This is a genomic window from Lysinibacillus sp. FSL W7-1291, assembly GCF_038593415.1.
GTDB lineage: Bacteria > Bacillota > Bacilli > Bacillales_A > Planococcaceae > Lysinibacillus > Lysinibacillus fusiformis_D.
This window is the reverse complement of the sequence record NZ_CP151994.1, coordinates 2,419,835-2,443,829: the sequence shown is the minus strand read 5'-3', so window position 1 is coordinate 2,443,829 and position 23,995 is coordinate 2,419,835. Positions and strand designations below refer to the sequence as shown.

Annotated in this window: 24 protein-coding genes and 1 pseudogene; 17 read left to right on the top strand and 8 right to left on the bottom strand. The window is 36.6% G+C overall.

The window, feature by feature from the left end; all coding sequences use genetic code 11:
- Positions 1–37: 37 nt before the first annotated feature.
- On the bottom strand, positions 38–988 hold the full coding sequence (locus NST76_RS11905) for a YafY family protein (protein ID WP_342543905.1): 951 nt from the start codon (positions 986–988) through the stop codon (positions 38–40).
- A 100-nt stretch (positions 989–1,088) separates the two neighbouring features.
- Here NST76_RS11905 and NST76_RS11900 point away from each other — a divergent pair, with 100 nt between their 5' ends.
- Together NST76_RS11900 and NST76_RS11895 are read left to right on the top strand one after the other, a co-directional pair.
- Positions 1,089–1,619, top strand: coding sequence for a dihydrofolate reductase family protein (locus tag NST76_RS11900; protein ID WP_342543904.1), 531 nt, complete (start codon positions 1,089–1,091; stop codon positions 1,617–1,619).
- A 175-nt stretch (positions 1,620–1,794) separates the two neighbouring features.
- Complete coding sequence (locus NST76_RS11895) at positions 1,795–2,316, top strand: AAA family ATPase (RefSeq protein WP_338651274.1); 522 nt, start codon at positions 1,795–1,797, stop codon at positions 2,314–2,316.
- A gap of 30 nt (positions 2,317–2,346) precedes the next feature.
- Here NST76_RS11895 and NST76_RS11890 read toward each other — a convergent pair whose 3' ends face one another.
- Positions 2,347–3,168, bottom strand: a complete 822-nt coding sequence (locus NST76_RS11890; protein WP_058843681.1) for a Ku protein — start codon at positions 3,166–3,168, stop codon at positions 2,347–2,349.
- A gap of 107 nt (positions 3,169–3,275) precedes the next feature.
- Here NST76_RS11890 and NST76_RS11885 point away from each other — a divergent pair, with 107 nt between their 5' ends.
- Positions 3,276–5,093, top strand: coding sequence for a DNA ligase D (locus tag NST76_RS11885; RefSeq protein WP_342543903.1), 1,818 nt, complete (start codon positions 3,276–3,278; stop codon positions 5,091–5,093).
- 245 nt (positions 5,094–5,338) lie between these two features.
- Here the strand turns inward: NST76_RS11885 and NST76_RS11880 are convergent, their stop codons facing one another.
- Positions 5,339–6,301: an MBL fold metallo-hydrolase gene (locus NST76_RS11880; protein WP_036117015.1), complete on the bottom strand. Its 963-nt coding sequence runs from the start codon at positions 6,299–6,301 to the stop codon at positions 5,339–5,341.
- A gap of 137 nt (positions 6,302–6,438) precedes the next feature.
- On the opposite strand from NST76_RS11880, the gene NST76_RS11875 reads away from it, so the two are divergent.
- The 6 genes and pseudogenes from NST76_RS11875 (at position 6,439) to NST76_RS11850 (ending at position 11,637) form a co-directional block, all read left to right on the top strand.
- A complete protein-coding gene (locus NST76_RS11875; protein ID WP_036117013.1) occupies positions 6,439–7,914 on the top strand; it encodes a methyl-accepting chemotaxis protein in 1,476 nt (491 codons plus the stop codon).
- A gap of 331 nt (positions 7,915–8,245) precedes the next feature.
- Positions 8,246–8,719: a GNAT family N-acetyltransferase gene (locus tag NST76_RS11870; RefSeq protein ID WP_036117011.1), complete on the top strand. Its 474-nt coding sequence runs from the start codon at positions 8,246–8,248 to the stop codon at positions 8,717–8,719.
- Positions 8,720–8,765: 46 nt separating this feature from the next.
- A complete protein-coding gene (locus NST76_RS11865) occupies positions 8,766–9,131 on the top strand; it encodes a hypothetical protein (protein WP_342543902.1) in 366 nt (121 codons plus the stop codon).
- A gap of 83 nt (positions 9,132–9,214) precedes the next feature.
- Entirely contained in the window at positions 9,215–9,421 is a 207-nt protein-coding gene (locus NST76_RS11860) for a hypothetical protein (RefSeq protein WP_342543901.1), read from the top strand.
- Positions 9,422–9,659: 238 nt separating this feature from the next.
- A pseudogene (locus tag NST76_RS11855) lies at positions 9,660–10,407 on the top strand (SDR family oxidoreductase).
- Positions 10,408–10,761: 354 nt separating this feature from the next.
- Positions 10,762–11,637 carry a cation diffusion facilitator family transporter gene (locus NST76_RS11850; RefSeq protein ID WP_058843684.1) on the top strand — a complete coding sequence of 292 codons (876 nt, stop codon included), beginning with the start codon at positions 10,762–10,764 and terminating at the stop codon, positions 11,635–11,637.
- A gap of 1,015 nt (positions 11,638–12,652) precedes the next feature.
- Here the strand turns inward: NST76_RS11850 and NST76_RS11845 are convergent.
- The 4 genes from NST76_RS11845 to NST76_RS11830 form a co-directional block, all read right to left on the bottom strand.
- A complete protein-coding gene (locus tag NST76_RS11845; RefSeq protein ID WP_080717009.1) occupies positions 12,653–12,769 on the bottom strand; it encodes a YjcZ family sporulation protein in 117 nt (38 codons plus the stop codon).
- A 139-nt stretch (positions 12,770–12,908) separates the two neighbouring features.
- On the bottom strand, positions 12,909–13,031 hold the full coding sequence (locus NST76_RS11840) for a hypothetical protein (RefSeq protein WP_256375530.1): 123 nt from the start codon (positions 13,029–13,031) through the stop codon (positions 12,909–12,911).
- A gap of 230 nt (positions 13,032–13,261) precedes the next feature.
- On the bottom strand, positions 13,262–13,396 hold the full coding sequence (locus NST76_RS11835; RefSeq protein ID WP_080717008.1) for a YrzO family protein: 135 nt from the start codon (positions 13,394–13,396) through the stop codon (positions 13,262–13,264).
- A gap of 23 nt (positions 13,397–13,419) precedes the next feature.
- Complete coding sequence (locus NST76_RS11830) at positions 13,420–14,388, bottom strand: DMT family transporter (protein WP_036117000.1); 969 nt, start codon at positions 14,386–14,388, stop codon at positions 13,420–13,422.
- A 134-nt stretch (positions 14,389–14,522) separates the two neighbouring features.
- Here NST76_RS11830 and NST76_RS11825 point away from each other — a divergent pair, with 134 nt between their 5' ends.
- The 7 genes from NST76_RS11825 to NST76_RS11795 all read left to right on the top strand — a co-directional run bounded on the left by NST76_RS11825 (position 14,523) and on the right by NST76_RS11795 (position 20,205).
- Positions 14,523–15,374, top strand: a complete 852-nt coding sequence (locus tag NST76_RS11825) for a LysR family transcriptional regulator (protein WP_036116998.1) — start codon at positions 14,523–14,525, stop codon at positions 15,372–15,374.
- 1,098 nt (positions 15,375–16,472) lie between these two features.
- Complete coding sequence (locus tag NST76_RS11820) at positions 16,473–16,709, top strand: hypothetical protein (protein ID WP_036116996.1); 237 nt, start codon at positions 16,473–16,475, stop codon at positions 16,707–16,709.
- A 66-nt stretch (positions 16,710–16,775) separates the two neighbouring features.
- Positions 16,776–17,543, top strand: coding sequence for a hypothetical protein (locus tag NST76_RS11815; RefSeq protein ID WP_058843688.1), 768 nt, complete (start codon positions 16,776–16,778; stop codon positions 17,541–17,543).
- Between the two features lie 253 nt (positions 17,544–17,796).
- Positions 17,797–18,162 (top strand): phage tail tube protein, encoded by a 366-nt coding sequence (locus NST76_RS11810; RefSeq protein ID WP_170829827.1) that lies wholly within the window; start codon positions 17,797–17,799, stop codon positions 18,160–18,162.
- Between the two features lie 2 nt (positions 18,163–18,164).
- Positions 18,165–18,719: a M15 family metallopeptidase gene (locus NST76_RS11805; RefSeq protein WP_342543899.1), complete on the top strand. Its 555-nt coding sequence runs from the start codon at positions 18,165–18,167 to the stop codon at positions 18,717–18,719.
- A gap of 400 nt (positions 18,720–19,119) precedes the next feature.
- Positions 19,120–19,773 carry a DUF4258 domain-containing protein gene (locus NST76_RS11800; RefSeq protein WP_089932753.1) on the top strand — a complete coding sequence of 218 codons (654 nt, stop codon included), beginning with the start codon at positions 19,120–19,122 and terminating at the stop codon, positions 19,771–19,773.
- Positions 19,774–19,782: 9 nt separating this feature from the next.
- The gene (locus NST76_RS11795) at positions 19,783–20,205 is read left to right on the top strand and encodes a hypothetical protein (RefSeq protein ID WP_036116903.1); all 423 of its coding nucleotides are present in this window, start codon (positions 19,783–19,785) and stop codon (positions 20,203–20,205) included.
- Between the two features lie 111 nt (positions 20,206–20,316).
- Here NST76_RS11795 and NST76_RS11790 read toward each other — a convergent pair whose 3' ends face one another.
- Entirely contained in the window at positions 20,317–20,502 is a 186-nt protein-coding gene (locus NST76_RS11790) for a hypothetical protein (protein WP_342543896.1), read from the bottom strand.
- A gap of 668 nt (positions 20,503–21,170) precedes the next feature.
- On the opposite strand from NST76_RS11790, the gene acnA reads away from it, so the two are divergent.
- Positions 21,171–23,876 (top strand): aconitate hydratase AcnA, encoded by a 2,706-nt coding sequence (acnA, locus tag NST76_RS11785; RefSeq protein WP_036120887.1) that lies wholly within the window; start codon positions 21,171–21,173, stop codon positions 23,874–23,876.
- The last annotated feature ends 119 nt before the right edge of the window (positions 23,877–23,995 follow it).

The following is a 23,995-nucleotide window of genomic DNA, read 5'->3' as shown; positions in this document are numbered from 1 at the left end:
AGGTTACACGAATCTGACGAAATTGTCATCTAACAGATTAGCTTTCATTTGGCTCTGGATATATCTCTAATAGCTCGTGTGCATGCTGACGCAATAGTTGAATTAATGCTTGAGGTTCTTTGACAATCGCATGTGGACCGAGGCGAAAGAAAAGGGAGCTATTAAATTGAAGTTCACCTTGATCGATCATTATATCGATATAGCCTGTACCATCACTAAGTAGGACAACAGCTTTTTCAAGATGTGGCTCACTTAAACATTGACGAACCCCTTCACTTGATAATTCTACATATAAGCGAATAGGATGTTGAGGTTCATAGGCACTTTCGAGCCATTGCTGCAAATTCATAGTCGTCTTATGGCTTTCATCGCTGGCTTCAATGGCATGGATACGATCAACACGAAAGAGTAAAATTTTTTCGTTTGATAATAGTAACGCAGGCATATACCATAAGCCATCATGAGCGTACACACCAATAGGCTGGACATGCTTTGAAGTGATACCAGACTTTGATTCATATTGGATATGCAATTGTGATTGCTTGATGATTGCCTCTAAAACGTCTGTTAAGAGTGGTGTTGTAATGGCTCTTTTAGGATTCCAAAAGGCCATATAGGATTGCAGCGTATCCACCTTTTTCTTGGCCTCCTTCTGTAAGGAATCATAAAGCTTTTGAGAAACAGACTTGATTTGAGTATTAAAAGGTAAGTCACGATAATAATGCAAAGATTGGAACGCAAAGAAAATAGAGACCGCTTCTTCCTCGGTAAATAAGATAGGGGGGAGAATCGCATTTGACAATACTGTATAGCCGCCATGTCTGCCCTGCTCCGCATAGATAGGTAGCCCCATGTCACTTAAATCTAAAAGGTAACGATGCACCGTTCGCACCGAAATATCGAATGTGTCGGCAATTTCCTGAGCTGTAAATTTCTTTTTAGCACTGACAAATAACAAAATATCAATTAATCGTTTGGCTTTGGACATATTTTTTCACCTTTTTATTTAATCATGCCAATAGTTGTCATGTTTTATATCTAGTATAGAGATTGTACAAGAGATTTTCAAAAGAACAGGAGTTGACGAGATGTCACGAGAAATAGTGGTATTTATCGGATTAAGTGTAGATGGATTTATTGCCAAGGAAAATGATGATTTACAGTGGCTTGAAGAAACGGAAGGGGAAGGAGATAATGGCTACTCCGATATGTATCAAACTATTGATACTGTTATTATGGGCAAACGAACATACGATTATATTTTAGCGTATAGCGATACGTTCCCATATCCTGATAAAAGGTGCTATGTGTTTACAACATCTCAATCTGGGAAAGATAAACATGTGACGTTTGTTCAAGAGGATGTTGTCGCATTTACTAAGCAATTAAAAGAACAACAAGGTGCAAAAATTTGGATGGTTGGTGGTGCGGGGATTCTAGACGCCTTTTTACAGGAACAGTTAATTGATGAATGGATTATTACCATTACTCCCCATTTGCTAGGTGCAGGGATATCTTTGTTTAAATCTCCACGTCCGTTCGAAAATTTAAGGCTACTGGAGACAAAGCGATACGGTCAAATGGTGCAAATGCATTATCAGGTGAGAAAAGAGGCTTAAATCGAGCCTCTTTATCCGAAGATGCGAGAATTTACATTCGACTGTATCAAATATGATGATAAAGTCTCTTTCTAAATGGAGGTAAGAAATAGGAACCTCCTCTTTACCATTGTTGAAATTATTGTATAATAAAGGGAATATTTCTACAAAGATACATAAGATGGGAGATGATTCGGTGACGATAGGATTTCCACAAAGAATACATATTATTGGATCCGTTGGCAGTGGGAAAACGACATTAGCGAGGGAATTATCTAAAACCTATCAGATTCCTTTTTATGAATTAGATAATGTGGCATGGATTCGAAAGGATTCAGGGGATATTAGGCGAACAGATGAAGAAAAAAAGGAGCACTTACAAAGCATTCTCCAAACGAACACTTGGATTATTGAAGGAATTCATCAAGAGGAGTGGGTTGTTGAAAGCTTCCAACAAGCTGATTGCATCATCTTTCTCAATACGCCTTATCCTATTCGTGTCTTCCGTATTATGAAGCGGTTTATGAAACAAAAAATCGGTATCGAAAAAGCCCATTATCAGCCAACATTTTCGATTTTCTTTAAAATGTTTCGTTGGAATAAACGCTTTGAGCAGAAGGGGAAACCTAAATTTTTTAAACAACAAAGCGATCTGTTAAATAAAATTTTAGTAGTTCAGCATAAAAAGGATTTGGATCACTTCCTTCAACAATTCTAAAGCGTATCCCGATAAAAGGATACGCTTTTTTTAAGCATTTTTCTTTGTGCGTGTAGTACGCTTTCTTGTAGCTGGCTTTTTTGTTTTATCTAAGGAAGCCTGTAGTGCTGTCATTAAATCTGTGACATTATCAGGAATTGGACGTTGTTTATCACTGGTCGCTATCGTATTCGTACCTTTCTTTTCCTCGATTAATTCTAGTAAAGCATTGCGGTAATCGTCCGTATATTTTTCAGGGTTGAATGTAGTCGTCAATTGGTCTACCAGCAATAGAGCTGTTTCAAGCTCCTTTGGTACAACATCCTGTTCACTTGGAATATTTGGAACATCCCCAACACTTCTCACTTCATCTGGATAGTGAATGGTTTCCATCACGAGGGCATTTTGATAGACGCGCACGATGGCAAGCTGTTCCTTAGATCGAATAATAATTTTAGCAATGCCAATTTTTCCTGATTGCTCTAATGTTTTAAGTAATAAGGAATAGGCCTTAGCTCCGGTTGCATCAGGAGAGAGGAAATAAGTGCGCTCAAAATAAATGGGGTCAATTTCAGTTAATTGCACAAAATCAATAATTTCCACAGCTTTATCTTCATTTTCCTTACGCAAGTTTTCTAAATCCTCTTGATCCAACACGACAAATTTATTTTTGGCATATTCATAAGCTTTGACGATCTCTTCATCTTTTACTTCTTGGTTACAGCCCTCGCAAACCTTTTTGTAGCTAATCGGCGTATGGCACTCCTTGTGAAGCTGTCGCAATTTAACATCTTTATTTTCAGTAGCGGCATGTAGTTTCACAGGGATATTAACCAGTCCAAAGGAAATGCTGCCTTTCCACACTGTATGCATTGTTTGTCACCTCGTTTTTCTTACTATGATATATTTTGATGCTTTTTATGTATCTTAAATTGAAATCATCAAACACTGAAAATAAAAAGCAAAGTAGGTATGGTGAAATGAAACCAATGCTTTTAACGGAAACAAATGCTATTCCTAGTGGCAGTGAATGGTTATTTGAAACGAAATATGACGGTTTTCGCTGTATATTAGTTTGGGATGAAGAGCCGCTGCTCATTAGCCGTAATGGTCGAAATTTAAACCACTTGTTTCCTGAAATTTTGGCTTTTTGTCAGCAAATACATGCGTCCATTCAAGCATTTTTACCACTAACCTTAGATGGGGAGTTAGTTTATTTACGCAATCAATACAAAAGCGAATTTGCCATTGTTCAAAAAAGAGGGAGAATGCAAAATCAAGATGCCATTGAGACACATGCAAAAGCTTTTCCTTTTCGCTATCTTGTGTTTGACGTGCTAGTTTTCAAAGGGGTGTCACTGCAAAACCGCTATTTAAAAACACGTAAAGAGCAATTGTCCAAGCTTGCAACAAGATTAAAACTGCCAAGCGTCGACTATGAGGATCCAAGGTCTATACAAATGATCCAAGGTGGTGAGGACAGAGAGAATGTATGGCAAGCCATCAAGGTTTACAATGGTGAGGGCATGGTGGCGAAGAAGAAAACAAGTAAATGGCTGGATAACACCCGTTCTAGTCATTGGTTAAAAATTAAAAATTGGCGTTATGTGACGGTCATAGTAACGCAGTATGATCAGGTCAATGGCTATTTTCATGGCTCAATTTATGATGAGGGACAAGTACGAGAAGTCGTTACATTTAAGCATGGCATGGCTGAAGAAGAACAGCAAACACTTGTCGCATTCTTTCAGGCAAATGGGCAGCGCCATAAAGGACTATGGCAGTTAGAGCCCTCTATTTGTGTCGATATCGCATGTATAGATTTCGACGGCAGTAAGCTTCGAGAGCCTAGATTTCATGCTTTCCGATTAGAGCTATCACCAGAAGATTGTCAATGGCAGCATATGCAGCGGCAGCTTTTTCCAATCCCCGAATCAGTACCCATTACCCATCCAGAGAAACCAGTGTGGCCTGCAATGGGTATAACAAAGGATTATTATTTATCCTATTTACAAAGCATCGCGCCCTATTTATTACCTTTTCTAAAGGATCGTCCACTAACATTAATACGATTTCCACATGGTGTTCCAGGAGAAAGCTTTTATCAAAAAAGTAGACCAGAAAAACTGCCTGATTTTGTGGCAACGACGGTGATGGATCATATTGATACTATAATATGTAACAATATGGAAACCCTTTTGTGGTTAGGAAATCAACTGGCTGTAGAGCTGCACATTCCATTTCAGACACAGCATTCCATTTATCCAACAGAAATTGTTTTCGATTTGGATCCTCCCTCAGCACAGCATTTTTCATTAGCTATTACAGGTGCACTTGATTTAAAGGACATTATTGACTTTTTTAATCTACAATCTTTTGTCAAAACATCGGGCGGGAAAGGCTTACAGCTTTATATTCCATTACCCGAAAATACTTTTAGCTATGAAGAGGTGCGTGTGTTTACTGAATTTGTTTGTCGTTTTTTATGTCAGCAAAAACCGAATTTATATACAATGGAGCGTTTAAAAAAGAATCGTCATGAAAAATTATATTTAGATTATTTACAGCATGCTGAGGGTAAAACCATTATTGCTCCCTATTCCACTCGTGGCAATGTACAGGGCTTAGTCGCAACACCTCTGCATTGGGGGGAAGTTCATGAGAGTCTATCACCAGAGTTCTTCACGATTCCTGCTGTCATGGAACGTATGAAAAAAGGGAGTAACCCCTTTCAATCATTTCGTGAGGTGGGGGAACAACAGGATTTTCAAGCTGCTTTGGATCGTTTAAAAGAATGATTCCTTTTCAAATTTATCTAGGTGAATACATGGCCCTTCTAAACCTAGTAAAAAGAATAAGCAAGCATCAGCTAGTAGGAAAAAAGCAATCCTACTGAAAAACAGGCTAGTTTTGACTACATTAGCAGCAGTCCCCTTTATAGGGATGCAAGTGGAGAGCCTTTACTTGAAGCTGAGCATTTCGCCCCCACTATCTTGCAGAAAAGAGGTGTCTCCAAAATCACTAGAGACACCTCTTTTTACTGTTAGCGTGACGCCTGGGTATTTACTTTTTCTAAGTAATCCAGTATGCCCATTGATGACACAATCGTATCGAACGGGATTGTTTGATAGACTGGATGATCTGTGGGAATGTCGTTTTCCTGTAAATAGCTGAATAAAAGAGCCTTTAAGCGATCATCTAGATAGCGAACTTGCTGCTGGAAGTCACTTGATGCCGCTTGTGCGTTTCTGCCCTCTGCTAGAAAGAGAGGCGTCCAATAGCGCACCTGACGATAAGCCTCTGTTGGATTTTTATACGCACCGTAATGGCCAAAATATAGTTCACTTGCATGGAGCTTTTCATACAATTGAAGAGATAGCTCCATTGTTTCTGGGTCGTACTGGTTTGGAGAAGTCGACGGAATGATTAAATCAATCGCTTCACCATCCATTTCTGGGTAACGAACGCCTGTTGTATCCCCGACAAACAAGCCATTTGTAGCAGAATAAAGCATTGAAACATGATGTTTAGCATGACCTTCTGTATGAAAGAACGTTAAATGATGTTGTCCTAAAGATAGACGCTGTTCATGGCTAACCTCAATAATTCGCGTAGCATCGATAGGCACAATTGGATCAAAGAGTTTATCAAATTCAGCACCATAAACGCTCTTTGCACTGGAAATAAGGCGACTTGGATCAATCATGTGAGCCGACCCTCGTGGATGGACTACTAATTTGGCATTAGGACAGCTTTGTAAAAATAAACCTGCGCCGCCAGCATGATCTAAATGGATATGTGTCACGATTACATAGTGAATATCCTCTAATGCAATATTTAATTCCTTTAATCCTGCCATAATATAAGGAACGGAAGGGCTTGCAGAAGTTTCGATCAAGGCAATTTTTTCATCCATTAATAAATAGGAGCTCGTTCGCTGCTCACGATTTAAATCATGTGTGTCAATACAATAGAAATTTGGTGCGATTTGTTGGACATTAGTCAAATGTATTTCCCCCTTTTATTTCAAAAATGACTAAAATATGCTTTTGAATGCAATATTTAGCTACAAAAAGTAGTAGTTATACTATATAATAATAGAAAATCAAACTGAATGTCCATTCATTTTTTAGGGGGATAAAAATGGAGAATAAAATTCGTTACGACACACGGAAAGTCCACCGTGTCAATTTGGCTATCATCTCAATCTTAGCCATTTTAATTTGCGGACCAATGATTCTATCGAAAGGAATACATTTTTTATTTATTGGGCTTGCTGTCATTTCATTGGCAGTTTGTAATTATTTATTACCCATCAAAACGTATGTCAAAGGTTTTATCTTTGGCTTAATTCCATCAAGTGTTGTTTTTACACTATTTTTGCTTGATAGCTTTTCATTAAATAAGCACTATATTTTACTATGCACGGTGGCCATTATTGCCTTGTATTTTAAAAAAGAATTAATTGTCTTCTTTGGTATTCTAACAAATCTTAGCTTTTTCATTTTATATATGGTCAACTCGTCATCCTTGTTGGGCCCATTTGATGATATCATCGTCTTTGTAACACTTCTAGCGATTATGAATGGCGTGATTATTGTCTTTTATTTGCTGGCCAAATGGGGGAATGAGCTGATTGAACATGCAAAGGCGCAGCAAAATGAGGTACAAGCATCCTTCAATCAGTTACAAAATACCTTTCTTGAAATCGAAAAAAGCAGTCAGGCCTTGGATGAGCATGTCACGCAATTCCAGCAAACGATGCAAAGGATTTCAGGCTCTAGTAAACAAATATTGCTAGCGACAGAGGCTATTTCGGCAAGTATTCAGCAGGAAGCCTCTAGTCTGCAAGTGATTCATGGCACAATGGGCGATTCCGTCCATTTCGTGAATGAAACTTTGACCATATCAAAGGATACCGTAGGAAAATCAACTGAGCTGCAGCAGGAGGTTTTGGCAGGTTGGAACAAAATGCAGGAGGCGATGGCCCAGATGAGCGTGATGAGTGATGCGATGAGCTCAACTGCAGAAACTGTAAATGAGCTACAGCACAGCTTGCAAACGGTAGATAGCCTATTAAAGGGAATTACGCATATTGCAGAGCAGACCAATTTATTGGCATTGAACGCGGCCATAGAGGCGGCCAGAGCAGGGGAGCATGGTAAAGGATTTGCCGTAGTGGCAGATGAGGTACGCAAGCTAGCAGAGGAAAGCGCGGCGATTACCGTAAGTATTACAAATGTGACGAAAACCTTGTTTGAAAAATCAACAGCAGCACATCAACGTTCTGACGATGGTGAGAAAGCCTTACAGCATGGGGAACAATTGTTGCAGGAAGTCAGTCATTTCTTAAATGTCTTGAAGGATTCATTTGCTCAAACCAATACAGATTTAACTAGGGGAATGCATGAATTAAGCAGTGCGATTTCACAGTTCGAGACAATCCAAGTGCAAATTGAAAGACTTAATAAAATGACCGAGCAAAATGCTGAGTCCACTGGCGATATTTTACATTCAGTGGAAGATGAAAATCAGCTACTGGTGAGGATGACCGATACGACCAATCGCATTCAGACGTTAAGTGATACGTTAAAATCATTAGTGATGGCAAAGGTTTGATTGAATCATTGAAATTGAAATAAATGGTAGGGTAAAATGAGAATATGATTTAACATTGTAGATGGAGGGTATATAGATGTTATTCATCAGCATTGTTTTATCCATACCTGTTTATGGTTATTATATATGGTGCTTATATGATCCAGAGGAAAGTTTTATTTTTTGAACGTTGGCGCTACAAAGAAACGCCAACGTTATCTGATTTGTAAATCAAATTCATACGTATTGGTAGCGTGTTTGCCAGGGTGATTGTAACGTTTTATTTAATTGTAGTAGCACCTGATCCGTTGCCAAATGTTACAGGATGAGTTGAAAATAGAGGAGGGATTCCATGAACATTCGTAGCTTAAAAAGTTCAGATTACTATATTTTATCTCCATTGATTAATGAGTGGTGGGGAGATAGGAATATGTCAGATAAGCTGCCCAAATTATTTTTTGATCATTTTACGAATACTAGCCTAATCATGGAAAAGGATGGCGAAATTATTGGCTTTCTTGTAGGGTTTTTATCGCAGGCCAACTCAAATGAAGCATTTATCCATTTTGTTGGGGTCCATCCTGATTACAGAAAACAGAATATTGCAAAAAGGTTATACGACGTATTCTTTCATGTAGTGAAGCAATATCATCGAAATATTGTGAAATGTGTCACGTCACCTATAAATGAAATTTCGATAGCCTTTCATACGAATATGGGCTTTAGAATGGAAAAGGGTGACAAAGAGATGGATAAGGTGTCCGTCCACAGCAATTACGGTGGCGAAAATCAAGATCGTGTGTTGTTTTATAAGATTCTACCGTAATTAGCTTTACAGAACTTGCATATAGTCCCGAATAAGGGGGCTATAAATGTTTATCAAAAAGGTATTTACGTTATGGTTTCTACTAGCTGTTATTGTTTGTAGTGGATTTTTCCTTTTGGCGAATGCACCTATTCAATATGCTGAAAAATCCAATGTTTCAGTGCCACAGCCCAGCAATAATGAATTATTGGGTTATATTCAGCAATATCAATTTTTAATCAGTGAGATTTCCCATGCCCTGCGCAAAGAAAATTATAGCTTTCAATTAGATTACGGGGTTCTGCCTAATGACAAAATCGAACTTCTCGTGTCATTACCAGACAAGGCTGATACTAGCACCAAACAAAAAATAGAAGAAATTATGTTGAACGTGTTGAAAGAAAATAATTTAAATCCCGTTTTTTTCAATTAACGTTAAAAAATCTTTACGAACCAGCAGAGCCTAGCTCAACGCGACTAAGCTATAATGATGTCCTAGCCAATCTATTTGAAGAAATGATTGACCAAAATTATGGCATCTTCAGTATCGATCATAGTATTACATCTGAGGAAATTCAGATAAGGATTAATTTAACACAAGAGAAAAATAACAGGATACAAAAGCAGGTTTATCAGCTAGCGGAAGACATGATTAAGAAACATCATTATGATGTAGAGCAATTTTCTATCGATGTTCAAAATAACATCAAAATTTTAGATTAAAGGGTTATGACAAAAGTTTTTTAAATGCAGATCATTGATTAGGAAAGAGCTGTATAGAAAAACTCTGGCATAAACAATCTATGAAATAAATAGTAGCACATCCCTCTTATATAGAGAGGAGAGCCTATTTAGGGTGAGGTTGTACGTTAATACTAAAGACTGAGCAGACCAGTTTGGTTATGCTCCTTTTTTATATCAATGAACACCTCTATATCCTATAAAATGGAGGTTAAGAATGATGAATAAAATAGCTATCGTTACAGGTGCAAGTCATCCAAGAGATATAGGTACAGCTATTTGCAGAAGATTGGCTGCGGATGGGGTAAATATTTTTTTCACACACTGGCAAGCTGATCCTGCTTGGATTGATGAATTCCAAATGGAGATAGAGAGTATGAGGGTCTCTTGTGAAGATATGACGATTGATTTATCAAATCCACTGGCAGCACAAACGATATGTCAGAAGGTTGTTGAAAAACTAGGCGTACCTTCCATTCTAGTAAATAATGCAGCTCATTCAGCACAAGATGGCTATTTAAAGTTAGATGCGCTAACACTCGACCAACATTACGCAGTCAATATGAGGTCAACCTTTCTTCTTTCTGTTGAATTTGCCCGACTGTGGAAAAAGGCCAATTTAAAAGCAGGCAGAATTATTAATATGACATCAGGTCAGGATTTAGGTCCGATGGTTGGGGAATTAGCCTATGTCTCGACGAAAGGAGCTATTTCAGCGTTTACAAGGTCCTTAGTTAGCTCAAGAACTCGCTCCCTTAGATATTACCGTAAATGCTGTCAATCCAGGGCCAACAGATTCTACTTGGATGAATGACGGCATTAGAACCCATCTGTTACCGAAATTTCCACTGGGTCGGATTGGTACGCCGGATGACGTGGCGAAAACCATTAGCTTTCTTGCAAGTGAAGAGGCTACATGGATAACTGGACAAATCATTCATTCAGAAGGTGGGTTTTTGCGAGGATAGAAAGTTGAGATTAAGAGTCTTGCTTAGGCATTGGGGCAGGCTCTTTGTATGTCAACAAATGACCTAACATAAAAAGGGTCACTCCCAAATATGGAAATGACCAAGTTTTGTAAGGTGTGTTCGTTGGAGGAAAAAATCTTAAAGAACAGATTCTATATTATTTTATTCGTTTAAAATAATAATTTCTAGGTTTTCAACCAGTGACTAAGCTTCTTCCTCAAGGCTGTATTTTTTCCCATAATCAACACTTTTATACTCCTCCTACTTATGTATAGTAAGGCAAAAAGGTTGCTGTAGACCCACTCGATGTTGAGTTGTTATTATAAAAATGTACGTAAGTGGGAGGTAAGTGAATTGGAAGCAGAAAGATATAATAATCTTAAATTAGGTGAGCGTGGCGCAATCATCAGTATTATTGCCTATATAGTTTTGTCCATCATAAAAGTTGCAATGGGATACATGACGGGTTCAGAAGCTTTGAAGGCAGATGGGCTAAATAATACGACCGATATTATTGCTTCTATTGCAGTACTTATAGGGCTAAAGCTTTCTCAAAAACCTGCAGACCATGATCATCGATACGGTCATTGGAAAAGTGAAACCATTGCATCGATGGTAGCTTCATTTATTATGATGGCCGTTGGTATTCAAGTATTAGTGGGTGCTTTTACGTCCATTTTTCAAGGTGGAAAAGAATCTCCAGATATGATCGCAGCCTATGTTGGGTTAGGATCAGCAGTGGTTATGTATGCTGTCTATCGTTACAATAAAAAATTGGCTGACAAGATAAACAGTAAAGCAGTCATGGCTGCCGCTAAAGATAATTTGTCAGACGCTTGGGTAAGTATTGGCACTGCTGTAGGGATTTTGGGATCACAACTACATATGCCTTGGTTGGATACAGTAACTGCTATAGTGGTAGGTTTCATCATTTGTAAAACAGCTTGGGACATCTTTAAAGAAGCTTCTCATGAACTTTCTGATGGATTTGATGAGAAAATTCTTCAAACATACAAAGATATTATTTTAAAAATAGAGGGAGTCAAAGGGCTAAAAGAAATCAGAGGAAGAAATTATGGTAACAACGAGGTGATAGACGTCGTCATTCTTGTAGATGCAAACTTAGATATAACGGAAGCTCACGATGTCGCGTCTGTTGTTGAAAAAAATATGGTTGAAGAACAAGGCGTTTATGAAGTGCATGTACATGTTGAACCCAAGGAAGCATAGTCGGGTATAGCAGTTACGATGAACATTCATCAAGTTTGAGGAATTTTGGTACATTCCTGTCCAATTCAATAATAATTAAATTTGTAAGGATAAAATTTTATAATAGCACCTACAATTCAATTCGCGGCTTTTAGACTGTGGCAAATACAATGTTTGTCACAGTTTTTTCTTTTGATATCTTACTCTTCATTCTTTTGCGTAGTAGCATGTTGTTTTGGAGACAGTCTAAATGATATTCATAAGCTAATGGATATCTTTTAAATAAAAGACTGTCGAAATGATGAAGGTTAATGTAGTGTAAAGAGCTGTTAGAACACTTTGGAGTAGCAGAAGTAGTTGTTCGTTCTGCTTGAAATGGTAGAAACAGTGCATAGCATGTTGGAGACATACCTGTCAAAAAATATATGAGCAGTTGAGCTTGCTTTAGAAGGGGATTGTCTGATGAAGGCTACCACAATTAAGCAACCTTGAGTGAGCTTAATCACTCTTGGTGAGAAAAAATTGAAACATGTAGTAGGGCAACACCTTGATCCAATTGCTATCCAAGCTGGTAAAACAATGGACATAGGATATTGTGAATGTCCCTCCAATTAAAAAAGCGCTTCAAAAGCATGGAATTGGAAATGTAAATTTACCAATGGGTGTTGTCATTTAACTTCTAAATCAGTTAAATGGTCATTGAATTCAGAAGTAATTAGAGGTCGATGAACTGCACTTTGGTGATTTAAAGGGTGGTTGTTATGCATGGAAGCTGAATACAGTGAAAGTATTATCTAAGCCAGTGCTGACAAAAGGGAAGTTAAGCCTATAGGAATGAGATAAGGAAATAGTTGAAAGAAGTGTTCAGTAAACGAGTTGTGACAATATATGCAGGTGAAGAAAAGAAATTAATAAAAGGGTCACTGGGGTGGGGGAAGACCCTTTGATCATAATAAGTGTGTAGAAGGATGTTAGATAGCATTAGATTATGGTAGCTTAAAGAAGGCGTTTATGGATGTAGCCAATAATAAAGGTGTTACTTATGCATAAAACGAGCGCCAACAATAATTAAAAGAATAAATAGGACAACGATTAGTGCAAATGATAAATTATCATGTTTGCCATAGTCTGTATGATAAACTTCATTTCCCATATTAAATCTCCCCCCCTTCTATAATCTAGAATATGTAGAGTTATAGATAGGAGAGATGCTATTCATCTAATTAATCATTCCTTCCTTTCGTAAAAAAATAATTTAATCACTCTATTAACCTATTTATGTATTAAAGTAATTACTTGTGTTTTTCAAGTTCTTCGATACGTTTTTCTAGCTTTTTAATCTTAGCATCAGCTGATGAAGCAAAGGCAAAAGAAGCTGCTGCAAATAGAAAAGCTATTAAAGCAAAAGTATTCATCGGAAACCTCCTAATAATGATAAAGGAAAACTGTCTGCATTAATTTACGGATGAAACTGGCAAAGGTTTCAAATAGTTTAAAGGCGATGAATAAAGAAAAAGCCGCAGCGTTTGTATACGCCACAGCTCGAATTGGTTTATGCCCGTCGATGGCTTAGTCAGATACGCACTATAACACATTGAAGATACATAGTAATCACTATTCTTAATAATGCCTTTATTAAACTTAATTATTTTCTAAGTACATCTTTTAATAGCTGTATCATTTCAGCCTGCTGTTCTATTTTTTTACGACCATTTCGATTAATTGCAGCAAGCTCTAAGCCAATTGCAGCAGCAAAGAAGAATAATAAACTTTCATACATATAAAAACCTCCAAACGTTTAAATCAAATAACCTTACTCAACTGTTCCTTTAGTAAATTCTTCTGATGCTCGTTTTCTTCTTTACGCTGATATACATTGTTTCGCATGAGGGCGATAATAACAAGCAATGTCCCTGCAACATCAAAAATTGTTATTTTATATCCTTGGATCATCATAATGACTAATGTTGTGATTGGGACGAAGTTAATGAATAAAATTGCATTTACGGACGATAAAATTTTTACGCCATAGTTCCAACTAAGTAATGCCACAAAACCTGGTAATATCATCATGAATAATAAATCATACTTAACTACAGAAATCGTTCCTATGTTTGGCATAGACACATGCCCTTGGATTGTAAATAACACTGTTAAGAAACCTGTTACAATTGTTCCAAAAACACATGTCAATGTTGAATAGCGAAGGGTAGACCAATCACTAAATGATGCTCCACCCATCGTATAAATCACCCATCCAACAACACCAATGAGGATAAATGCGAGTGAAAACAGATTATGCTTAAGTGTAAGTAAGAAGCTTATATCACCTTTTGTAATGACAAAAATTGCACCAATAAAAGCAATAGCCATACTGATCATCATGTATTTCTTCGGTTTCACATGTTTAAATCCCCATAAAACGCCAATTGAAATCATCGGCATGAGCGCCTCCATAATAGAAGCTACCATAATACCTGATTTTCCCATTAACATTTGGCCATAGAAAATTAGCACATTATATACAGTAAAAGCCATCGTTCCGTAGAAGACTAGCAGCTTTCCTTTTCCTTCAAAACGAAATGCCTGTCTTCCTTCTTTTATCCATAAGAAAATGACTAGTATAATAGCTACTGCTCCATATCGTATAGTTGAAAAATAGAATGGATCTATGTAGGCCAAAGCATGATCTGCGACTGGAAACATTGCTCCCCATGACATACTTGCTATTAAACATGCCACTGCGCCTTTTAATAATTGAACATTTTTCACATTTATCACTCCGTATATCCCAATTCTTTTTAAATTCCGCAATAGCCATTATAAAAAAGAATATGCATCATGTATAATGATTGAAAACGATTAATAACATCATTTAAAATGATATTTTACAAGAGGAGCACTTAATGGAACTACGAGACTTGTTGATTTTTAAGAGCGTCGCAAATCACGGAAGTGTGAGCCATGCAGCAAAGGAATTAAATTATGTTCAATCTAATGTAACAGCGCGTATAAAGCTATTAGAAAAGGAGCTCAAAACATCGCTTTTTTACCGCCATAAAAAGGGGATGACATTAAATGCAGAAGGAAGAAAAATGCTAGTATATGTTAATAAAATTTTGCAGGATGTCGAAGAATTGAAACAAGTATTTTTAGATAGTGATTCACCAGCAGGTACTTTAAAAATTGGTACAGTTGAAACGGTGAATATATTGCCAAATATTCTTGCTTCTTATTACAAAGAGTGTCCCAATGTCGATTTAACACTGCAAGCTGGTTTAACTGAAGAACTCATTAAAGAAGTTACAGATCACCAATTAGACGGGGCTTTTATTACCGGGCCCATTAAACATCCACTTTTAGAACAATACGATGTATGTAATGAAGAACTCGTTCTTATAACCCCCAAAAAAACTTTTCATATAGAGGAATTTATGACTACACCAATTCTTATGTCAAATCAAGGTTGCGGTTATCGAGCGAAGCTAGAGCAGTGGCTTAAAGACGAGGGCTTACTCCCTAAAAGGATCATTGAATTTAACATATTAGAAACCATTTTAAAAAGTGTTGCAATTGGTCTAGGAGTTACGATTGTTCCGCGATCAACTGTTGAACATCTTTCTACTACAGGCAAGGTTTATTGTCATCCAATCCCAGATAAATACGGCATTATTTCAACCGTCTTTATACGACGGAAAGATGCATATATGACAAAATCGATGGAATATTTTTTGAAAAAAATTGTTGAGCACCAATAACTTTCACGGTTTGTTTTGACGTCCCGATACTGATTTAAATAGTGTCCTTAGAGTATTAGCGATTTTAAGGGCATTGAATCCAAAGTGAATCGCAAGATTTAAAAGATACAGGAGCAATTGGGAAAGAATAAATATAAAGAGCGCGTATATCCTTTTCGCCAGGTATTAATATTGCTGAAATAATGGTCCTTTGAAAGAATATTTTATTGCGTTAAAAGTACATTAAGGTTTTTCTATTTAAAGCTAGTCTCATTTTGTGGATATAACTCTAATTGAATTGTATTTTTATAAAAGTCAATAGACCTTTTCAAATTTTGTACAAACAATTCTAAACGCATATAAATTTCCATTTTCAAGCCCCGTAGATAAAAAATAGTTATATCAACGTGATAACGAGTTGAAATGATTGGTGTTACGAATGTTAATGTTACAAATTTTTTTATTATTCATCCCAAAGGACTGAATATATTCTCCGATTTAAGAGCTTTTATGTTACTTCACATTTTGAGGATAAAACAGGCTATGTGAATGAAAATTAATAATGAAATCGAATTATTGCATGAACGGCATCGTTTTTGAAAGAAATTGTACATTAAATGGGTTTCATGGTGGGGTTAGAAAATAATAAAGGGTCACGCTGCGAGTAGTGACCCTTTACTAGCATAGTTCTAGTGCAAACTTCAAAAGTACTAATTATATTTTAGTGAAACTACCTGTGTAGAGACGTATAATCAAACGCGTACCTTATGACCAATGTATTGGGCTCTTTCCAATTTAATTGATATGCCCCTTCTGAAAAGGGTCTATAGCCATCATCGGTATGTGTATTTATTAAATATTTACTCTATGATATCAAAGGGGTGGGGGAGTTTCAGCTCAATTCGTAGTCTTACAAAATGTATTACATGAAGGGCTACCTTTGTTGAATGAGTATGTCCCCATTTGAATTAAAAATGCATAAATGAATAACTAGTTGCAAATCCACGGGGTGAAGCTTTTCTACAAGAATCCAAGTACTAAGAAACAAATGAAAGAGGGATTTTTTCCCTAATTGGAGAATATAATACTAATAAGAAAATTTAAAGGGGTGACGAAAAAATGAATAACAATATTAAAGATGTGGAAAAAAAGCATAAATATAAAATCTATCCAAAATCAGAAAGACTAACAGTAGTCTTTTTATTTACATCCGTCCTAGTTTGGGGGTTTTATGATAGATTTACGACAGGTCATTGGGGAGTTCCAGCATATTTGATAATCATGACTTTTGTCTTTAATTTAATTGTTAGAAGTTATTATAGTAGAAAGGAAAAAAAAGGAGACGGAAAATTATAACTTTACATAAATACCTAATTAAGTTGGTGTAAAATAGTACCAAAAATACTATTATGAGGTGATGAAATGTTAAATTCAAAAAAAATAATTGCTAGTGCTCTTTGTTCAACTATGTTATTTGCAAGTAGCAGTGTATGTATTCCTAATGCATATGCCTCAGAAATTGCTCCAACAGAGTATAGGGTAGTAGATTCTGTAACTACGGATAGTTCGCTTAATTTTAATCTAGTTAATTCTTTAAATAATATTGATATTAATGTTGAATATACTGACGATGGTTTTGTAGTAAACTCACTCAATAACGGAAATGAAAAAAGTACTTTGATTTATAATAGTTCTACTGGTATTGCTACTTTAAATGGTAAAGATATTAATCTTGAGATAACTGAACCTGACTTTAATGCAGATACAAATTCAGATATGTCAGTTTATGCTACTGATTATGTTTATGTAGCTCCAGCCAGTCTTTCTTTTAAAGGTGTAGCTACATCATTTAGTGATGTAGCCACTTTAATGACAGGTGTAATTGTTATAGGTGCATGGTTAGGAGTAAAGCTTCCTAATAAATTAGTATCTGATAAAGTATCAAAAGCATTAGGCGCAATTGGTGTTACAGCTCTAATAGTAGAAAGACAGGTGAGCGGCACATGGAAAGCGGATTTGGTCAGAACAAAAGATAAATTTAATACTGGGTACCCAGGTTCTATAAATCAATATCAATACAAGTTTCGTTATCAAGATATTAATTCATCGCTAACAATTGGACCTTGGAAAATAGATTTTGCTGTTGATAATGTTGGCGATTGGTGGTTCCAAGATAAACCTATGAGATAAGAAACATTTATTTTTAAGAGCTCTGCACTAACTGAATATGACTGTTTAATGTATCATCTTATCGTAAAAAACCAGGCGCTCGAATGAGTACCTGGTTATTTTTCTATTTTAATACAGAATCATTTAACAAAACATTAAATTCGTCAACTTTACTGTTGTCTGAAATCTGTTGTTACGAGCGAAGTTGTAAACGTAACAGGGCTATATCTCAGCTCTATATCACAACGGTAGTAGCAGAGGGGAGGGCAATAAATTGGAACAAAAGAAACCAGTGATTCCGTTGAATCTTCAGTACTTTGCAGACACAACCATGCATGCTCGTGATGCTATTCATGGTGCACAAGGGAAAGCGTATGTGAGGGTTGAAGGAAAACGTTATTTATTTGCACAGCTAATCAACCTAGAGGCACGTATGGACAAAACCAAAACACAAGTCCCTATTATGGGTCGTGTAGCTAAAGGGAATAGATCAACAGGTGCAGAGTATCCAGAAAGTGCCACATTCTATTTCAATACATCTATTTTCCGTAAATTATTGAAGCGTTATAAAGACACTGGAGAAGATGGCACAAACAGCCTGCCGACTACTCTTTCAAGAGTGCTACAAGGCAGGTATTGACTTTGTTTTCATCACAGAAATATCGTAGCCAAGCTCGCCAAAACTATCTATATGAGCAAGGTAGAACAAGACCAGGGCAAGTAGTTACCTGGACACGAAATAGTAATCATACATCGCGTAGAGCTTGGGATATTGCTGTAGCACCGCCAAGAAATTTATATGATATTTCTACTCTTTCAAAGGTTGGGGTAATAGCTAAAAAACTAGGAATCACTAGGGGAGGCTATTGGCCTGTAGGTCAGTATGATGCACCTCATTTTGAAATTCCTACAACATGGAAGATGCCTGCAGGTTATAAATTTGAAGGACAAGTAATCGTGCCCTCAAGTAGTGCCATAAAGGTACAACTCATTGTAGAGGATACACAAAAACAAAAGGAGGATGATACTATGAAATTCACAAGCACAACCGCAAAAGCTGCAGTACGTGATTACATTCAACAAGCCGTAGACAAAAAGGTGATTGATAAGTCATGGCTTGAAAAATTCGATAATGGAACTATGACAAGTGGTGATTTTGAAGGATTGAAGATTATCATTGCACAACGTAGCGTTTAACAGCAAATGCCTGTTACCTTAATCGGTAATGGGCATTTCATAAAAATATTATAAGAATAGTAATGTGAATAATATGTCAATAGTCAAATTAGTGAACTTGTTATTAGCAATATTTTTTTGTTTTTATTGAAAATATCAAGCATAAAATGGAGTTAACGCTATAAATGTATATATAGCACTAAAAAAATATCGATACCACTAAAAAAAGATGGGAATAAGTGGCGTGATTTGGCGGACTTGACGAATTTCCTTTGAGTAGCGCCAAATTAATGGCGTTCACACCGTCAAAAAAGTGGCGTGAACATAATATTGAATTGGGGAAGTTACCAATGATAGGATAATAATTAACTCGAGGTAAGGATTTGCTAGTGAATCAAATACAAGTTTGAAGGGATAAATCATGAAACATACAAAAATTATTAGTATTTTACTAACATTTACTTTATTAATTAGCATTGTATTTCCATCAGCTGCCTCAGCAATGGAATTCACAGATAATGATCAAAATGAAAGTTTATATTCGGAAACTGAATTATTAGTTCCTCAACTAGATACAGAGGAATATAATAAATACATTTTAGATACTGAAAATTATATAAATGAGCATCCAGAATTTAAAGAACTATATGAATCATTTACCGATGTTGAAAGACAATATTTTTGGGATTCTATTAACACTGCACGAACTCCTTTTATGAATTCACTGGAATCTGAACAATTTATTGTTGCTCCGAGGGTCGCTCCGATTGTATGGTTCGTTGCAGCTACATGTGTTAAACTAGTTGTAAAACAAATTCCAAAAGCAACAGTGAAATTTTCTTCACACGCAGTTATACAGGCTAATGCACGTCAACTTTCTTCCAAACAAGTTGCTGATGCAATTGTAAATGGAAAAAAATTCATGGATAAACATACACGTGCTAGAGCTATTTATGATAAAGATCAAAATATTAATGTAGTGTTTATAGGGAATTCAAAAGAGGTTGTAACGGTTTACAAACCTGATAGTGGGGAAATCGCTAAGAAATTTATTAGTAGTAACTGGGGATGGTAAGATTTAATTATGGCAACCTTATACGATAGATCATTTGATGCATCAAAGACAAGTTTAGAAGTGGTTAATATAGAGAGTGATACTGTTTCCAGTAATATTTTGATTAAATTTAATTGTGGTGAACATCATTTAGATTTTAAGTTTTTGGTTTTACGAAGTGATCTTATAATGCTGCATACGCTGATATTAAATAATTGGGACGAATTATTGGAAGCAGAAGTATGGGACTCAACGGATCCATCTTTTTCATTTGCTATTTTAGCGAATAATAGTGACCTAATTGATGAACAGATTTATCAATTCCAATTTTGGATTGATGCAGGAGAATATAACTCTCATAGAGCTACTCGTTCCGGTATTGGTATTACAATTTATCAAGATAGAAAATCTATTGAACAATTTGCATTACAGATAAAAAAAGAATTTGATTAGGATTTAAAGCAAAGGCCAGGCGCTCATTCAAAAATGAGTACCTGGTTTTTTTTTATTTCCACAAATTAATTACTTAATAAAATACAAACCAAAATAAATAAACCAAGACAGCTACATGCCATCTTGGTTTATTTTCATTTCTAATAATACTTGTTTACGTTCTAATATTAATTCCATGAGCTCGTCTAAATCTTCCTCTAAGGCGTGGTCTCTTATAAAGCTACGTGCTCCAGATCGTGCACTAAGATATTTAGCACGTTCTTTATTCTTCGCCTCAGTCTGCGGATTTTTCTTCATTAAATCCTCCTCTTTAATATAGTACGATGTCTTTAAAAAGAAGTACCTAAATTTTTCCCCAATTTACATTTAAAAAACACAAGTTGAAAAACTGTTGGTTAATCATATGAATGGTACCAGACGCTCAAATGTGCACCTGGTTTGTTTTTTATTAAAGCAGAACTGATTATCCAAAAAGAAACAAATTGTAAGGTATTGTCATATGTGTATATGTATATTATATAGTTATTAAAATAGTTGCATCATTTCTTTAATGTTTAATTATAAAGAAGTTAATAATCTAAAAGTAAAAGTTGTTGTATTGATTTTTTCTACTACTCATACGTGTCCGGATGAATTTTTATTTACTATTTATTCCTGCGGTACACTTTTTACAAAAAGTTCGTGTACCGCAGCTCGTACCGCAATCTGTACCACAGTTAAATACATTTAGATATGCTTCGTTAGATAGGTATAGAAACCCACATTAATACAAACCCTTGATATTATGCACATTAAAAAATTAAAAACATCAGGGTAGAAACCAAGGTCATAAGTTATGCTTATCAAAAAAGATAATATTAATGTAATTTACTTATGAATATAAATGCGCTATCATGGGTATTGGAGAAAAGATGCTACACATTTTTAAAGCCTTTTCAAAAAGATATATTTAGGGGGATCCGCAAATGGCACAAGGTAATTTACACAACAGCCGTGCATCATTCGAAGTGAATGGTAAAACTTACAATTACTATGACTTAGCTGCGATTGAAAAAGCTGGCGTTGCAAAAGTTTCAAACCTTCCTTACTCAATTAAAGTGTTATTAGAATCTGTTTTACGTCAATATGATGCGTATGTAATTAAAGAAGAACATGTAAACGAATTAGCAAAATGGGGCAATGGTGCTGACCCTGAAGCAGAAGTACCATTCAAACCATCTCGCGTTGTATTACAAGACTTTACTGGTGTACCAGTAGTTGTTGACCTTGCATCACTTCGTTCTGCAATGAAGGAAATGGGCGGCGACCCAAGCAAAATCAACCCTGCTATTCCAGTTGACCTTGTAATTGACCACTCAGTACAAGTTGACAAATACGGTAATGCATCTGCACTGCAAGCAAACATGGACCTTGAGTTTGAACGTAACGCTGAGCGTTATAACTTCTTAAAATGGGCTCAAACTGCTTACAATAACTTCCGTGCTGTACCACCAGCAACAGGTATCGTTCACCAAGTAAACCTAGAGTACTTAGCTCCAGTTGTACACGTAAACGAAAATGCTGACGGCACATTCGAAACTTTCCCAGATTCAGTAGTAGGTACTGACTCTCATACAACAATGATCAACGGTATCGGCGTTCTTGGATGGGGCGTAGGTGGTATTGAAGCTGAAGCAGGTATGCTTGGTCAGCCTTCATACTTCCCAATTCCAGAAGTTATCGGTGTTAAATTAGTTGGCGATCTTCCAAACGGAACAACTGCCACTGACTTAGCATTAAAAGTAACACAAGTATTACGTCAACGTGGCGTAGTTGGTAAATTCGTTGAGTTCTTCGGACCTGGCGTATCTAAATTACCACTAGCTGACCGTGCGACAATCTCAAACATGGCTCCTGAATATGGTGCTACATGTGGTTACTTCGCAATCGACGAAGAATCATTAAACTACATGCGTTTAACTGGTCGTGACGAAGAGCACATCGCGGTTGTTGAAGCTTACCTTAAAGCAAACCACATGTTCTTCGATCCAGCATTAGAGCCAGTTTACACTGATGTTTTAGAAGTAAACTTAGCTGAAATCGAACCAAACCTTTCTGGTCCAAAACGTCCACAAGACTTAATTCCACTATCTCAAATGCGTTCTCGTTACAAAGAAGCAGTGGTGGCACCACAAGGTACACAAGGTTTCGGTTTAACAGAAGATGAATTCGCAAAAACTTCTGTAGCGAAATTCGCTGAAGGCGATGTAGAAATTCCAACAGGTGCTGTTGCAATTGCAGCGATCACTTCTTGTACAAATACATCTAACCCATACGTATTAATTGCTGCGGGCTTAGTGGCGAAAAAAGCTGTAGAAAAAGGTCTAACAGTGCCTAAATGGGTAAAAACTTCTTTAGCACCAGGTTCTAAAGTTGTAACTGGTTACCTTGAAGATTCAGGTTTACAAACGTACCTTGATACAATCGGCTTCAACACTGTAGGTTATGGTTGTACAACATGTATCGGTAACTCAGGTCCATTACTTCCTGAAATCGAAGATGCAATTAAAGCAAATGACTTATTCGTAACTTCTGTACTTTCTGGTAACCGTAACTTTGAAGGTCGTGTACACCCACTTGTAAAAGCTAACTACTTAGCTTCTCCACCACTTGTTGTTGCTTATGCACTTGCTGGTACAGTGGATATCGATCTACAAAAAGATTCATTCGGTAAAGACAAAGATGGGAATGAAGTATTCTTCGCGGATATTTGGCCATCAACAGAAGAAGTTAATGCAGTATTAAGTACTGTTGTTAACCGTGAGTTATTCCAAAAAGAATACGAAACAGTATTCACAGCGAACGAAAAATGGAATGCAATTGAAACATCAACTGAGTCTCTATACACATTTGATGATAAATCAACTTACATCCAAAACCCACCATTCTTCCAAGGTCTTGCAAAAGAGCCAGAAGCAATCCAAGGCTTAGACGGCTTACGCATTATGGCGAAGTTCGGTGACTCAATCACAACTGACCATATTTCTCCAGCTGGTGCAATCGGTAAAGATACACCTGCAGGTAAATATTTAATTGAAAACGGTGTTGCAATCCGTGACTTCAACTCTTACGGTTCTCGTCGTGGTAACCACGAAGTAATGATGCGTGGTACATTTGCAAACATCCGTATCCGTAACCAAGTGGCTCCTGGTACAGAAGGTGGATTCACTACTTACTGGCCAACAGGCGAAGTAGAGTATATCTATGACGCATGTATGAAATACCAAGAGCAAGGTACTGGCTTAGTCGTACTTGCTGGTAATGACTACGGTATGGGTTCTTCTCGTGACTGGGCTGCGAAAGGTACATTCCTACTTGGCGTGAAAACTGTTATCGCACAATCTTACGAGCGTATCCACCGTTCTAACTTAGTAATGATGGGTGTTCTTCCACTTCAATTTATGCCAGGTGAATCTGCTGAGACACTAGGCTTAACTGGTAAAGAAGAAATCTCTGTTAACATTACTGACAACGTAAAACCACGTGAAATCTTAACAGTAACTGCTAAATCTGAAGACGGCACAGTTAAAACTTTCCAAGCTTTAGCTCGTTTCGACTCAGAAGTAGAAGTAGACTACTACCGTCACGGTGGTATCCTACAAATGGTTCTACGCGCAAAAGCTGCTGAGTAATCATCATCATAAAAACCGATCTCTTAGGAGGTCGGTTTTTTTATATGGAGGATAAAAATTAGATCGAACCAAATGACGGATATATTGGATAATTATATTTTAATTTCCAACTAACCTAG